General features: G+C 35.5%; 10 protein-coding genes. All 10 read right to left on the bottom strand.

Going from position 1 to position 15,283, the window contains the following annotated elements:
* Nucleotides 1-11: 11 nt before the first annotated feature.
* Complete coding sequence (locus B0X80_RS09225; RefSeq protein WP_077339695.1) at nucleotides 12-665, bottom strand: response regulator transcription factor FixJ; 654 nt, start codon at nucleotides 663-665, stop codon at nucleotides 12-14.
* Between the two features lie 9 nt (nucleotides 666-674).
* Nucleotides 675-3,221: an ATP-binding protein gene (locus tag B0X80_RS09220; RefSeq protein ID WP_077339694.1), complete on the bottom strand. Its 2,547-nt coding sequence runs from the start codon at nucleotides 3,219-3,221 to the stop codon at nucleotides 675-677.
* Between the two features lie 197 nt (nucleotides 3,222-3,418).
* Nucleotides 3,419-4,924, bottom strand: a complete 1,506-nt coding sequence (locus tag B0X80_RS09215) for a Tn7-like element transposition protein TnsE (RefSeq protein ID WP_077339693.1) — start codon at nucleotides 4,922-4,924, stop codon at nucleotides 3,419-3,421.
* Nucleotides 4,924-6,435, bottom strand: coding sequence for a TnsD family Tn7-like transposition protein (locus B0X80_RS09210; RefSeq protein WP_077339692.1), 1,512 nt, complete (start codon nucleotides 6,433-6,435; stop codon nucleotides 4,924-4,926). The genes B0X80_RS09215 and B0X80_RS09210 overlap by 1 nt, the downstream gene beginning before the upstream one ends.
* A 1-nt stretch (nucleotide 6,436) precedes the next feature.
* Complete coding sequence (locus B0X80_RS09205; RefSeq protein WP_077339691.1) at nucleotides 6,437-8,095, bottom strand: AAA family ATPase; 1,659 nt, start codon at nucleotides 8,093-8,095, stop codon at nucleotides 6,437-6,439.
* Nucleotides 8,096-8,097: 2 nt separating this feature from the next.
* Nucleotides 8,098-10,182, bottom strand: a complete 2,085-nt coding sequence (locus B0X80_RS09200; protein ID WP_077339690.1) for a DDE-type integrase/transposase/recombinase — start codon at nucleotides 10,180-10,182, stop codon at nucleotides 8,098-8,100.
* Nucleotides 10,166-10,993, bottom strand: coding sequence for a TnsA endonuclease C-terminal domain-containing protein (locus B0X80_RS09195; RefSeq protein WP_077339689.1), 828 nt, complete (start codon nucleotides 10,991-10,993; stop codon nucleotides 10,166-10,168). Before B0X80_RS09195 ends, B0X80_RS09200 begins: the two co-directional genes overlap by 17 nt.
* Nucleotides 10,994-11,137: 144 nt before the next feature.
* Nucleotides 11,138-12,967, bottom strand: coding sequence for a glutamine--fructose-6-phosphate transaminase (isomerizing) (gene glmS, locus B0X80_RS09190; RefSeq protein ID WP_077339688.1), 1,830 nt, complete (start codon nucleotides 12,965-12,967; stop codon nucleotides 11,138-11,140).
* A 27-nt stretch (nucleotides 12,968-12,994) separates the two neighbouring features.
* Nucleotides 12,995-13,756, bottom strand: coding sequence for a DeoR/GlpR family DNA-binding transcription regulator (locus B0X80_RS09185; protein ID WP_076417414.1), 762 nt, complete (start codon nucleotides 13,754-13,756; stop codon nucleotides 12,995-12,997).
* A 129-nt stretch (nucleotides 13,757-13,885) separates the two neighbouring features.
* Entirely contained in the window at nucleotides 13,886-15,244 is a 1,359-nt protein-coding gene (gene glmU / locus B0X80_RS09180) for a bifunctional UDP-N-acetylglucosamine diphosphorylase/glucosamine-1-phosphate N-acetyltransferase GlmU (protein ID WP_077339687.1), read from the bottom strand.
* Nucleotides 15,245-15,283: the final 39 nt, after the last annotated feature.

Below are 15,283 nucleotides of genomic sequence, written 5' to 3'. Positions count from 1 at the left end.
AAGAGTCCTTTCTACTTTACGATGTTTTTATCTATTTCTTTTAAAAGCTGATCTGACAACTTAATCAAAGAGTCTAATTTAGCTAAGCCGTCGTAAGATTTTATTTCATTTGGAATCTTCTTATCGTCAAAAATGAACAACTCTATCTCATTACTTAACTCGACTAGTTCTCGTTCTTCTTCGGCTGTTAATTGACTTTGCTGTAGTTTATTAAATAGTTCTTGTTGCTTATTAAGTAAGTTATCCAACAACCCCCTGTTCACATGAATTTGTTGAAGAACTTTCTGACTAAATACAGGCCTATCATTCTCATCTTCATGAATTTCTTCTTTATCGTGAATCCAGTTCACATCTAAAGCGACGTTGATTGCTTCACCCTCATAACTTGTTAAGACGAAGCAAGGAAGTTTTGTTTTAATACTTTTCAGTTTTTTAACTAAATCAACCCCATCGTATGTTACACTCGGCTCTTTGTCTTTCAACCGAAAATCTGAAACTACGGCTTCTGGACCTTCTTCTATGATAAAATCTACCATTTCATCAAGTTGAAATTTAGGGTGAACAATCACAAGATCACACATTTCTTTATTTACAAAATTTAGTTCAAATTCTTTTCGGGCATCCGGATCTTCATCAACGTAGACCACTTTAAACTTAGAATTCATTTTCTTCCTTTATATATTTTTTGGAATTTTTATTTCTAATCCAAATCCACTTTTATCTAGTAGCAGCTTTGTGCTTCCTCTATATTCGTTGATGGTGCTTTTAACCATCCACATTCCAATACCAGTCCCTTCATCTTCTCCACTATGTTCATTTACCTTTGTAGTGAAAAAACATTGAAAAATACGTTGTGGATTGACGATATCTTTTGACAAGCCAGGTCCTGAATCCGAATAAAATATAATAATATCCTTATCGCTACTTTTTATTTTTATCTTGATTATTCTTGTTGGAGGAGCGTCTTTTTGAGAAAAGGCCTCCACGCTATTCACGACTAAGTTGTTAAAGATACAATCTAGGTCAATTTCAAAGCACTTTAAAGCTGACTCATGGGATATTTCATCAATATCGAAGACTACATCTCTATCTTCAAACTTTTTTGCCCACACTTTTTTCAATTGTTTAAAATATTGTTCGAAATAAACTTTACGCCTTCTTCTTTTATCTTTTTTGACACCTAAGAGTGAGAAATTTATCCAATCTTTCATAGAGCTATCTTGGTTTTTGAACATCTCAACACGTTCCAATGAGTCATGTAAGTCTTCTGTAAATTGAAGGTTATTATCAATGGAGTATTGATAATTTAACTCTAAAACTTTTTGAACAGGAATAAATCTCTTTATTAGCTTTCCATGTAGAAGTTTCAGGTCATGACTAAACGATGAGCTAATCGTTCCTATCGTAGCCAAACTTCTTAGAATTTTTTGTTCTTCCATTAACTCCTCTAGTTGTTCTTTTTTCTTCTCATATTGAGAGGCTAGAAGCTTTAAGTTATCTTGTTCTGGAGTTGTTTCTTTTGTGCTAGTATTACTATTTCCACGATTTGGAACTTTTAATAACTGCTTAGAAAGTGCATTTGCTTGCTCTTCTTTGAGAGCGTCCGCATTTTTACGGTCATAAATAGCTTTAAGTTCAGCACCAATTTCTGCACGATCATTTTCAAAAATTTCTACTATTTTTATTATTACAGATTTAAATTGCGCAAATTCATCGTTTTCCTGTATCCCCTCACGACTTGATTTGTCTGCTAATTTTGGATTTTTAACTCTTGATATATTCACAACGCCTGATATCTGGTTTGGCCTCACCCTCCAACCACCTTCAGGTTTACCAATACCTGCTGGGCTACTTGCAGATCTATCACCTAACCCAAGCCAATCTTTCGCCGAGCCTGGTTCACCATATGGCCTAACCCGAAAGTTATCCCTAAAAATTCTAATACCACCAAAAGTCTCTGCCCAACTTTTTCTCGTAGCAAAATCATATGATTTATACAAAAATTTATCGCGATCAGGTGCACCTGGACTTCCTTGCTTAGAAAAGTAAAAGCTAAGCGAAAGACCACCAATTGATTCAAACTCATCAATTTTTGGAAAGAGGTTTTTGAGGGTTAATTTGTGAACCTTTATACCTTTTTTGAAATCATCTACCGTCGTATCTAAATTTTTAAATTTTTCTGATTGATAAAACTCTTCAGGAAACTCTGATACTTCAAATTCATTTCGATCTATTTCTATAATAATAGAATGATCATCGTTTAACCTCGCATTAACCTTGTAATCGTAATTTGTATTTACTGCGGACGATACTTTTTTATTAAGATCACTAAATTTATTTGAAACAAAAAATAAAGAAAAATTATCCTTCTCTGTTGGAGGAATAAGAGTTTCTAGGCTGTCACTGAGTCTCTTTTGTCTTTCTTTATGCCAATTTTCTTTATTGTAATCACAGCAAATAATTACGCCATGATTCTCAAATTTTAAGTCTAATTCATTTATGAAAATTTCATTTGGTAGATAATTTAAATGAAATAACCCATCTAATTCACCGTAACCAAGATGAGCCTTAACATTATCAAGTGTTTGGCCCTCTTCTAGAAAACTTTCCCATGTGTTATACCACTCCATCGTTGAGTTTTCTTTATTTAGCTGATAATACTCTAAATCTGGACAGATATAGACACTTGATAGGGCACCCAACTTATCAAGAGCAAATCTACCAAGCCCTTTAGCTCCGGATTTTATCCTTTCAAACTTTTTAGTAATTGGTGATTTCTCTTTGTTATTTGTGCCAATTGTCATCCAATTGTCTTCAATGGTTTTTTCATTCATTCCGTGGCCATCGTCAACAATCCAAATCCGACAGAGATTGCTTAACCAGCTGACTAATGATTCATACAGCTCATTTTTTGTAAGCCCTAACTTTATGTCTTTGTCAGTTAATATTATTTCTATTTCATAATTTTTTTTTGGTAAAGCCTTGAAGTGGCATGAAAAATCATCGAAAGCGGGAGAAGTACAAAGGTATTCAAACTCTTGCTCAGTAAAGCAGGAAGGGATTTCATTAAAAACATGTTCAAAATAAACAAGGCAAGTTTCAGCATCAGCATCATATGAGTTTTTTATCAACTCTATAACTGCGCTTTCAGCATTGGCAATATTTTCTGCACCAATTAATCGAGCAGCACGAGCTGATACTTTAAAGGGGATTTCTTTCATTTTAATTATTTATTCCTTTCTATCGACTAGAGATGCTTTGCTACCAAGATATTAATTTTTCTAAATTTAATATACCTTATCTCTGAAGATTATTCCTTAATATACCAAGCTAAAAATCCATCATCATAATACCTGTATTCAAGAATAAACTTCAATACTTAATAAAAAAGCTCATATTATTCACCATATTTATGAGGTTAGCTGAGTTTTTGATAAAATCGTTTACCCCAGTTATTAATATCTTCTTGCGTTAAGCTTCCATTCTTATCTGACTGTTGATGAGATATTCCGAAGTGATTATTTTTTCCTACAAAATTATCAAAATACTCTTTAGGCCACGAAAGAGAACCTCTAAGCAGCTGCTTTTCAACATTTTCTATGAAATCATCAATATTTTCTATCGCAGAGGCCTGAATTGCTTTTGTAGACAAAGGTTTATTTGTATCTGAAGTATCAACTTCTAACAGGTAATATGCACCATTATCAATTTCAATATAAGACACTGACACACACCTAGGATTACCGTCTGTAGCCAGAATATGTTTTGTACAGCGAGCAACCTTAGGTAACTTTCGTAACGAGTAAACTACTAATTTACATCCGTAATTATCTTTAAGCAAATCTAGCATTTTGAAATAGCTTTCAAATTTATTTAAATACAAATGACTATCGTCAGTTTGATCATCTAGGTGACCACTTCGACTAATACGACTTTTTTGAGTTACTTTTATCGTTTCTACAGCCTTATCAAATGACATGGCAATGCTAGGAGGCTTTATTATTACGACCTTGTTATCAGCACTAGCACTCGCTTCATCATTAATATTATGCTCAAGTGGTCGCTCTGTTCCTGCGGCATATCCACCATTACCTTTACCACTGACATCTTTAGTAAAATTAGGATGTGAAAATAGTACTTTATCTGGTAAGTCAATTGGTATGTCAGCAAGTCCCTCTATTTCATGCACGAACATTGAGTTTAAATCAGGATCAAACCACCCTTTAACTGAAAAACGTGTATTTTCCAAAGATGGTGGATCGAACTTGAAGTCCCAAACTCTGTATTTACCAAGCTCTTCGCCTTCCAAAAGTTGATAACGACCAATACTTTCATACGAACGACGCACGTTATCATTTATCAATATCCAGCTAAGTAACCTCCTACAGCTTGGTTCATTATAATAGTCAACTTTATAAGTACAGTTAGGCATTACATCAATTGTTGCTATGCCTATGTCCTTATTTACTATTACATCGAATTCAGCTTGTAACACATCTGGTGTCATAGCCGTTCGAGATAAGTAGCCATCATGTAAAAATAATGCTCTAGCTAATTCAAATTGAGGTAAGTAAACAGTTGTACCATCACCTATTTGAAAAACAAAACAATACTGCTCACCGTCAGCTTTACGATGATGTTTAATAACTTGGCAATCTTTTACCTTAGCAACCTGCCAGCCATGAGTATCTTTGATAGTAAAAGATTTATAGTAGCCTTTTTTGCTGACTTCAGTTTTTGAATTTAAAACCCGTTGACGCACAATAATGGGAGATTGAGACAAAGTAAGATACGAACGCTCACTTTTTACAGGAGAAGTGGATAAATTGATACGCCAGAGAGAACCACCAGTTCTCCGAAACAAAGAGCCTATACCATTGATGACTGAATCATCTCTAAATCCATCTATTCTAAACTTATCCATTAAATCCCTATAATCCTAAGTAGAAAAGTATCAGCAAGGGGAGTTAATCTTTGATCACTTAACCCTGACATCCTTAATATTTGCCATCGCCGTAATGTATTATTCGATAGGCTTTGTGCAATAACAGCGCATGTTATTCTTCTTATTTGATATTCAGCTATATTTTCACAAAACTTCATAAAAAACAATTTACAAAGTGGTAAGTCATTTAAATGTTTTCCAACCGTTGATCCACAATAAAGTTTTGATAAATACCAATTCATTGAGTGGCGCGGATCATCTAACTGAAGTTCGATATCATTTTTAATTCGGCATAATAGTTTTACTAAATGTCGATCACGTTTATGCCAATCAATACGCTGATTTTTAGTAATATTAGGTACTTTATGTTGATTATTAACTTGTAGTAACCAGTCTCTATCATGGCGGTAAAGCCAAGCATATACATAGCCGAATTTGTAATTACGAGCATAATTAACACCATTTTTAACTACCGCGACTAGCCATAGATCTCGATACTTCGTCTTGTCTTTTTCTGTTGCATCAAGCAGTGGTGTTACTGATGCTTTATTTTCTTTTGGTTGCAAACTTACCTGTTTAAAAATATCAGCAACCTGCCAACCACTTCCTAATATGCTATGCCAAACAACTAGGTGCTCTAAGTAACTGAATGCTTTTCTGTGTTTACGAAAAATAGTTTTAAGCCAACATATTTCACTGTCTTCAGGGTATAAATCATACTTTCGAAGCCATTTTCTTCCAAAGGACGAAATTATTTTTTCCTTTAACCTGCTGTAATCAATATGTTTGCCACGATTTAATCCATGCTCAAACAATAAAGTTCTATAAAAATAGCTCCATTGCTCAAGGGTCGGAGAATGTAAAGGTTTAAGCTGCAATAACTCATCTAAACTCTGAGTTATTAACTCAGATTGAATGCTGCTTGGTTGCTGTTTCGCATCCGTTTGGCAAGAATGGTGAGTTGCAGGGGTATATTCATGTTTATGATCTGGATGCCTGAGTATATTGGAATCAATCAACGCCCCATGCAACAAACAACTCTCTGCACCTGAAATCTGCCAATTGCGTGACCAATAATACTCGCCAAACGTATTTTGTTGTTCTATAAGACAAGCAGGGCAATACCTTAACCATCTAGGTTGTTTAATTCGAGAAGCAGCAACTCCCAGGGCTAAATGTGTGCTTCCTTTTGCTTGTTTCAGCATGAAATTAATGCATCTTTTCCTGCGCTTTTCGTCAACAAACGGGGCATACAAAGGAAAAAGGGTATGTGAATAAATCAATTCAACCGGAGACGAGGCTTCTCTCTGAGGATACAAACTAGAGACTTTGTTAACATGACTAGGCAAATCAACAGTAGCAACGATTTTCCTATCATTATAAACATCATCCAGTAGCTCTTTAGGGGAAACGATCCCTTGGTGAACCCTATACCTTGCGATAACACTGTAAAGCAGTTCATCGCGATAAGGTAAAGGGAAGTTAAACATATTATCCGACTTTTTTTATCCAGTTAGGTAAATCAAACAATTCATCACCGTAGTTTAAGGTTTTATATAGCTCTCCTTTTTTAGCCTGAGAGAATTTAAAACGCATGTCATCTGTGTCCAAGGTATGCCAGTTTTTTTGTTGGATCTTCTTCTGTTTTCTACTAGCTATAGACTTATCTGGTTTTTCATACCAATCCAATACAATAGGCATAAGCTCTCGTACTGTTAATTTCGGGTAATCCTTGAAAGCCTGTTCAATGAGTGGTGGTAATATTTGAGAGTCACAGTCCATTGCCAATAATAAATTATAAAGCCGCATCGCTTGCCCATTATTCTGAAATGGTTGTTCTTTATCTTGCCCAGCTTTTAATTCATCTATTTTCTGCCGTAAATCTAATACCTTTTTATCAATATCAATTAGCTGTAAATCTGAATATTTAGCAATTAATTCAACATCACCTGAACGTAATGCTGCGAGCATAGGGTGTACAGGCTTAAGTTCATCGTGATAAACCTGCTTCAATAAATTAACCGTTAAACGCTCAACACCTGTAGCTATTGCTCTAAGCTGAGCTAATACGAATAACTTAACAACAATATCAAGTACCCCTTGCGATAAGTCATACCAACACTCTCTAATTTCATCTGTTAATACTTCTTCTCGCTTTAATAACCACTGATATCGCCACAATTTATCACTGAACGCTATCCATTCTGTTTTACGTAATTCTCCAGTTTTACGATCTTTACTCGGTTTTTCAGCTCTCATTGGTTGCCAAAATAATGAACCAAATCCGGCACTTCTTCGTCCTGATTGTAACTCCAGTTCAAAAATTGGCCTTGCTTTTGGTGTACCTACCATAACGACAGGTACACCAATTACATTGACCAAGGCGACAAAAAATTCCAACATTTTTTCCTTACCACCAGAGCGTCTTTGGCTAAGGCGCTGAATTTCATCAATGACTAATATACCAATTGCCTTTTGAGTGGCAGCTTGACTCATTAATGCTAGCAATACTTCCGTGCTATGGCGCTTTTTAGCATATTTATCTTCATAGTTTGTATGAAGTACCTGATCTAGTTCACGAAAAAAATTTAAGCATAAGCTTTTTAAGGAGCCATCATGAGGGCATTCAATTTTTAGATAAGACAACTGAATATAATTATGTCGTTCATGATATATAACTTGAGGGTAAGTCGCTAAAATTCGATTAATGGTTGTGCTTTTTCCACTACCGGAACAACCTATTAAAGATAAGCTCTTGGCTGTTGAATTGGTTTGAGCAAAACGAAAACTATCTAACTCACCAGACATAATTCGCTCATATCCATTTTGCATATGAGTATTAAGTGAACCGTCTGCTAAGTTACGCCCTACGTAACCTCCACGGATCATAATAGAAATCTTTTCTTCTAGTTGAAGGTGATTCGCTATTGGTTGAAAAAAATCATCGAGAAGCGCAGAAACTTCATGTGCTCGTTCCCGGGCATTACTAAACACATCTTGCGGATTATATTTAATTTTTCCTGTAAGCCTTTTTTTGATTTGCTGTACTGACATAATGGGCGTTAATGCTTCAATAAACGGATTCCCACGATATCGTTCAATACCAGGATCTTTATATATAGCGGATACAAAATTACTCGGTAATGTCATTACTAGTCATCCTCACTGAATAATTCATCAATATGATCAGGGTAGCTATAATCTTCTTCAACATGTTCATTCAAATGAATTACCTCCGCTTTTTTATCCTTGGTGCCAATATCGGGTCTATAAGCATTTTCTTGTCGCTCTAAAGCTTTAATTTTACGCTTATTATCATTTATCGAAGAAATTCTTTCAGCATTTGATAAATGGCTTGTATCGGAAGATTTCTTAACAGCCTGTTTTATTTTACTTGCTACGAACTCTTCATGCTCTCGCTTCTTCTGCTCTGCTACCAGCTTACTTTTAGCCATTGTTTGTTTTTGCGTTTCTTGAACCAACCATACGTCCCAAAAAGATGCCCCTTCAAACTCTCGGGAACGAGGGGTTAGTTTACAGATCCAGTATTTAGTAGAGTTTTTCTCAGGGAAAATATAAATGTGATCAGCCGAGGCAGGATCATATGCTGCATTTAGCTTTTCGGGTCTTCGTGCTTCAGAAGAACGATGTAACCAACCTTGTTGAACTATTTCAACAGAAGTGTAATACACGCCGTAAATACAAATACCTAAATCTGAAAGCGTAGCTTTAATACGGGGTAATAAAGAAACTCTCAATGCATCATATGATGCAGTTCTTAACCTACCTGTTCTATGCTGTAGTCCCCATTGCCACAGTTCCTTTGGCACTAATGGCAGATCGCTTGGCATATCAACATCCCGATCATACTTTTCAAGAACAGCAAACTGGTTATGATATAAAATTGATGAAAGGATAATTTCTTTAAACTCACAAATAGTTAACTTTGCATCCAATCGATAATCTTTATCGCCACGCTTTTTAATTTTGGTACCTGTTACAACACCAGGAGCAAACGGAGTGAAATCGGCTTGCAAAGTTTTAAAACTTCGCTCAACAATACCTTTTGCATCACCTCGATAAGGCGGTGTATTTTCAATGCGTATAGAAAAATTACTTTCTAAACTTTCTATTTGATAGCCTAGTATTTCGCCTCTATCCGCTAAAATAGCATCAGGCAATCCAACTGATGGCCAATCTTCGCTCGTTATTTCAAAGCCATATTCTCGACAAAACTCAACTTTATCTGTCATAGCCATAGCTAATGACTGTATTGCAGCAATATATGATGCATTTTCAAAACCGACATAAAAGCCAGTAACCATTCTGCTAAAAACATCTTTAACCATGTAAATTACTGGTCGACCAACAATATTGGCTCTGTCACTATCTGAGACTAAATAAATATCAGCAATTGTCGCGTCAATTTCATATCTAGAACCAGGGCCAAGTACTTGCGTATTGGCTGTACTACTTAGTGGTTTTACGTCTTTATTGTATTCAATTCGAGATACTTGCTTTTGTATTCTATTTACCTGTTGATACTCCCGTTTATAAAAATGCATCATTTGCCAATTAGTCGGGATTTCTTCTTCAGGAGTATTCGGGAAATGATTTTCATACAAAGATTTAAATCTTCGGTGCGCATAAGGAAATGAGTAACCTTTATCAGTTAACAAGTACTTATCAATTGCAATTCGAAATAGCCTTTCAATAAATGAGTCAATAATTGCACCGGTACCTGGCATATACTTTCTTGGTCGACCAAGTTTCTTATTAGTGGCAATACGTTTTTTACCTTTTGCTCCTGAATTTTTATAATCAGGAAGCAAAGCATTTTGAGTTTGTCCTCGTTGCCAGTAACGACGAGCTAAGCGATAAAGCGTTTGTTTAGTCGAACCTTGCTTCTCGATAATTTGATTAATAATCGCAGATCGCGATTTAGCAAGGTAAAACTCAGGTGATTCTACTAAAGGCTTTATCAACTGATAGTTGTTATCTCTTTTTGTTTTTGCAATTGTACCTTCTTCTGGGGTTTGAAAAGCAAGTTCAGAATAGGGATCATCCATTCGAGTTAAAACTTCTTCATCAACGGCAATCTGTAATTCTTTTTTGTTTACCAACTGTGGAAACGCAGAGGTGTCATCTAATGAAATCCATATCAGGTGATCGGACATAAGCATTAGCACTCTAAAAGGCACTTCGTTGTACTCAACAACCTCATTGATTTGAAACACAATAAGCCTCCTGCAACAGTTTGACTGTTCCTGTTTTTAATTGCTTTGCCTTTAATTTTGGCGCTAGGACAAAAATATCAAAGGTAAAACAACGTTTAGCCATTAAGTGCCTAACTTCTGCTAGTGACTCACCAACTTGAAGTTCATATGCTATATCTAAGTTCTTACAAATATCGATGATGTTTTTATTGGGGTTCTTAGAAAAGTGATGGTCATAATAATCAACGCGCTGAATTAACAGCTCCATATCGATTTCATCACGCTGGGCAGGGTACAACCATTTGATATTTTTGATGACGGTTTCAGGTATATCCCTCTCCGTTATCAAAAACCAAGGTACTTCTTTTAGTTGCCAATATCGTCGCTCTAATTCAAGTTTTTCAATAGTTCGAGCATCATCTAACGCCTCTGATTGCTTTGCTTGAAGAACAAATTTAGACTGCTTAGGATCTTGAGAGTTAACGAGAAAATCTGAAGACATATACTGTTTAACACCAGATAAGCTTGGGTGGTCAATTCCAGATTCTAAAGCTATTTGCTGTGTAGTTTCTATTTCTAATGGGAATTGTTCACGAATTTGTAAAACGTCTTGATGCCACTCGAGCAATAAAAACACGGCAAGCTCTATATCTGAAAGCAGATGATGAGTACGTTGTGATTTATGACCAAAAACGCGATGTACTCGACCATCAGAAGGTAAATCCCTAACGGTTATCCAAGGTTTATACTCTGCATGTTGACCAGAGCCCCGACCTTCTTTAATCCATTTATTATTTTTAGCCTCCGAGTTGCCTAGTTTTCTCGATGCCATAAAAAAACCGCCTTGTTTATGCTCATAAATCAAGCATAGTTAAGACGGTTTCAGTATGCAACTTTATTACTCAGTATGATACTTTAATACTAAGTATGATACTTTATTACTCTCTCACAATTGATGTAATTTAGCATAAAATACTTATTCAACAGTTACAGACTTGGCCAAATTACGTGGCTGATCAACATCCGTACCTTTAATAATGGCCACATAATAAGAAAGTAGTTGTAATGGTAAAGTGTAAACGATTGGCGCAATAATGTCGTCACAGTGAGGCACGTTAATTACTTTCATTGTTTCATCACTTTCAAACTTAGCATCTACGTCAGCAAACACATACATTAAGCCACCACGCGCTCTTACTTCTTCTACATTTGATTTTAACTTTTCAATTAAATCATTTTTAGGCGCCACTACAATTACTGGCATTTCAGCATCTATTAACGCTAATGGGCCATGCTTTAATTCACCCGCAGCGTATGCTTCTGCATGAATATAAGAAATTTCTTTAAGCTTTAAAGCACCTTCCATTGCGATAGGGTATTGATCACCTCTACCTAAAAATAATGAATGATGCTTATCAGCAAAGTCTTCAGCTAAATCTTCAATTGAACTCGCTAGTGCAAGAACTTCTTCTAATTTGTTAGGTAACTTTTGTAGTGAACGTGTAATATTTGCTTGTGTTTCTAAACTCATTCCATGGTGTGAACCAATAGCTATAGTCATCATTAATAAGCCAACTAACTGAGTTGTAAAGGCTTTAGTTGATGCTACACCTATTTCTACGCCTGCTTTTGTCATGAAGGCTAGATCAGATTCACGTACTAATGATGAACCTGGTACGTTACATATACTTAAACTTGATTGATAACCTATTTCTTTAGCTAATCGTAACGCAGCTAATGTATCAGCTGTTTCACCTGATTGAGAAATAGTAACTAATAAAGCATTTTTAGGTACGTGTGATTTACGGTATCTAAATTCACTCGCGATTTCGATGTTACATGATACCCCCGCAAGTGATTCTAACCAGTAACGTGCAACCATACCTGAATGATAACTTGTACCACACGCTATAATTTGAACGTGTTCAATATTCTTGAAAATTTCATCCGCATTTTTACCAAATGCATCTGTTTCAATGCTGTTATCGGTAAAGCGTCCTTCAAGTGTATTTCTGATTGCTGTTGGTTGTTCGTATGTTTCTTTTAGCATGTAATGACGATATTCACCTTTATCGCCAGCATCATGACTTACTTCAGATTCTTTGGCTTCACGTATTACTGGCTTTCCGTCAACATCAAAAATATTTACTTCAAAACGAGTAATTTCAGCAACATCACCTTCTTCTAAGAAGGAAAACTTACGTGTAACAGGCAATAACGCCATCATGTCTGATGCAATAAAGTTTTCACCTACACCATAACCTATAACTAGAGGGCTACCAGAACGAGCAACAACGACACGATCTTTGTCGTTAGTATCTAAAACTACTGTTCCGTAGGCTCCTTCAAGTTGCTTAACTGTTTTTTGTACAGCTTCAGTTAATGTTTGAGCCGTTTGAAGCTCATGATGAACCAAATGTGCAATAACTTCTGTATCAGTTTCAGAAACAAAAACATAACCTAAACCTGAAAGCCTTGTTCTTAATTCATCATGATTTTCAATAATACCGTTATGTACAACAGCTATATTATCGCTAGAAATATGCGGATGAGCATTTATTTCACTTGGGGCACCATGAGTTGCCCAACGTGTATGAGCAATACCGGTACCACCAACAAGAGGGTTTAGTTGAATAGCATCTGCTAGTTCTTGTACTTTACCTAAACGACGAACGCGATTAATTTTGTTATCGCTAACAATTGCAACGCCAGCAGAATCATAACCTCGATATTCTAAGCGACGTAAACCTTCTACTAAGATATCTACTACATCACGTTGCGCAACTGCGCCTACTATTCCACACATAACTCTTCCTTTAAACTTCTTTATTCTTTAATTAACTATGATCAAGTTTAAGCCTTGATCTATGAGCTGTTTACGTTTTTCAATGGATAAATCATCATCAGTTATTACTGTATGAATTTGATTTATCGGTATTTCTACATTAGGTATTTTTCGATTAAATTTATCTGACTCAACTAAAACAATCACTTCTCTTGATACTTCAGCCATAACGCGAGATAAACCAATTAATTCATTAAAAGTTGTTGTTCCTCGTTCTAAATCAATACCATCTGCGCCTATAAATAATTGGTCAAAATCATAAGATCTCAATGAATTTTCAGCTACTTGTCCTTGAAAAGATTCAGAATGAGTATCCCATGTACCTCCGGTCATCAATAATGTAGGTTCATTTTCTAATGTCTGTAATTTATTTGCTATAGCTAAAGAATTAGTCATAACAACTAATCCTTTTTTATTATTTAATGCCGATACTAATGCTGACGTTGTATGACCACTATCAATAATAATTCGATTATGATCTTTAATTAACATTGCAGCTTTTTGTGCGATCATAATCTTACGCTGTGAAAGATTTTCATCTTTATTATCAGTTATCTCTTTAGGCAATGGTACTGCACCGCCATAACGACGAAGTAATAAACCACTGTTCTCTAAAATGGCAAGATCTTTTCGGATAGTAACTTCCGATGTATCAAATCGTTTTGCTAGTTCATCAACCCCAACTTCACCTTGCGAATTAAGCAGAGTAATAATGGTATGTCGTCTTTGTTGCGTATTACGTTTTGACAAAAATCATCTCCTAAGTTTCGATCCGAAAGAATTATACCTTAAAGTGAAACAATATCAATAAAGCAAAAAAAAGAGCAACCGTATAATTGCTCTTTTTATATAGAAAGTAAAATAATCAATCACCCCTTTCTATTTTTTAACTGGACGCTGCCAACCATCTATATTACGTTGTTTACCACGAGCAACGGCTAGTTCATCATCCTTCACATCTTTTACTATAGTTGAACCTGCCGCCGTTGTTGCCATATTACCAATATTCACAGGCGCTACGATTGATGCATTTGAACCAATAAAAGCATTGTCACCGATAATGGTTTTAAATTTATTAACACCATCATAATTACAGGTAATTGTGCCTGCACCTATATTAGAGTTTTTACCTATTTCAGTATCACCTAAGTAAGATAAATGACCTGCTTTAGATCCTTCACCTAATACAGTTTTTTTCATTTCAACAAAATTACCAATATGGGCATTTTCTTTTAATTCAGAACCGGGTCGAATACGAGCAAAAGGACCTGCAGAAGCATTTGCGCCTATAATTGCGCCTTCAATAATTGAATTAGGCTTTATCAGCGCATTTTCACCAATACAACTATCAATGATAATACAGTTTGCACCTATTTTAGCTCCATCCGCAATGCTTACTTTCCCCTCAAAAATACAATTAACATCAATTGTAATTTCTTGACCTACAGTAACTTCACCACGAATATCAATGCGATTAGGATCAAGTATACTTGCACCTGCAATCATCAATTCTTCTGCTTGACGATATTGAAAAGCTCTTTCAAGTGATGCTAATTGAACTCTGTTATTTGCACCTTCTACTTCTATTTCGCTATCAGGATGCGCTGTAGCTATTTTTTTACCTTCTTGATGAGCAGCAGCAATAATATCAGTCAGGTAATATTCGCCTTGAGCATTATCGTTTGATAAGTTGGCAAGCCATCTTTTTAAATCACCACCATTCGCTAGTAGAATTCCTGTATTACACTCATTAATTAATAATTGCTCAGTGTTAGCATCTTTTTGTTCAACAATACCAACAACGGTGTTGTTATTACGCATTATACGACCGTAACCATTAGGATTACCTAAATGAACCGTTAACAATGACATACCGTTTTCAGGTTTAGCATCAATCAATCTATTTAAGGTAGAAACCTTTGTAAGTGGTACATCGCCGTATAGTACTAATACATCTTCATCATCTTTTAAAAATGGTGATGCCATATCAACTGCATGCCCAGTCCCTAATTGCTCTTTTTGTTCTACGAAGGTTAAATCATCACCCTTTACTTTATCTTTTAATATATCACCGCCAAATCCATAAACTACATAGGTATTTTCAGCATTAACTTGTCTTGCCGAATCAATAACATGATTTACCATAGGTTTATTCGCTATTGGATGTAAAACTTTAGGCAATGATGAACGCATGCGAGTACCTTTACCCGCAGCTAAAATTACGACTGAAAGAGACATTTATTTATTCCATTATCTGATTGAAGATATATTGCTTGT

It is taken from the genome of Pseudocolwellia agarivorans, from assembly GCF_002000085.1.
Taxonomy (GTDB): domain Bacteria; phylum Pseudomonadota; class Gammaproteobacteria; order Enterobacterales; family Alteromonadaceae; genus Pseudocolwellia; species Pseudocolwellia agarivorans.
This window is presented reverse-complemented; position numbering and strand designations above follow the sequence as displayed.

Excerpts from the sequence above, each read along its gene's own strand:
- B0X80_RS09225 (WP_077339695.1), bottom strand. The coding sequence starts at position 665 with ATGAATTCTAAGTTTAAAGTGGTCTACGTTGATGAAGATCCGGATGCC.
- B0X80_RS09220 (WP_077339694.1), bottom strand. The coding sequence starts at position 3,221 with ATGAAAGAAATCCCCTTTAAAGTATCAGCTCGTGCTGCTCGATTAATT.
- B0X80_RS09215 (WP_077339693.1), bottom strand. The coding sequence starts at position 4,924 with ATGGATAAGTTTAGAATAGATGGATTTAGAGATGATTCAGTCATCAAT.
- B0X80_RS09210 (WP_077339692.1), bottom strand. The coding sequence starts at position 6,435 with ATGTTTAACTTCCCTTTACCTTATCGCGATGAACTGCTTTACAGTGTT.
- B0X80_RS09205 (WP_077339691.1), bottom strand. The coding sequence starts at position 8,095 with ATGACATTACCGAGTAATTTTGTATCCGCTATATATAAAGATCCTGGT.
- B0X80_RS09195 (WP_077339689.1), bottom strand. The coding sequence starts at position 10,993 with ATGGCATCGAGAAAACTAGGCAACTCGGAGGCTAAAAATAATAAATGG.
- glmS (WP_077339688.1), bottom strand. The coding sequence starts at position 12,967 with ATGTGTGGAATAGTAGGCGCAGTTGCGCAACGTGATGTAGTAGATATC.
- glmU (WP_077339687.1), bottom strand. The coding sequence starts at position 15,244 with ATGTCTCTTTCAGTCGTAATTTTAGCTGCGGGTAAAGGTACTCGCATG.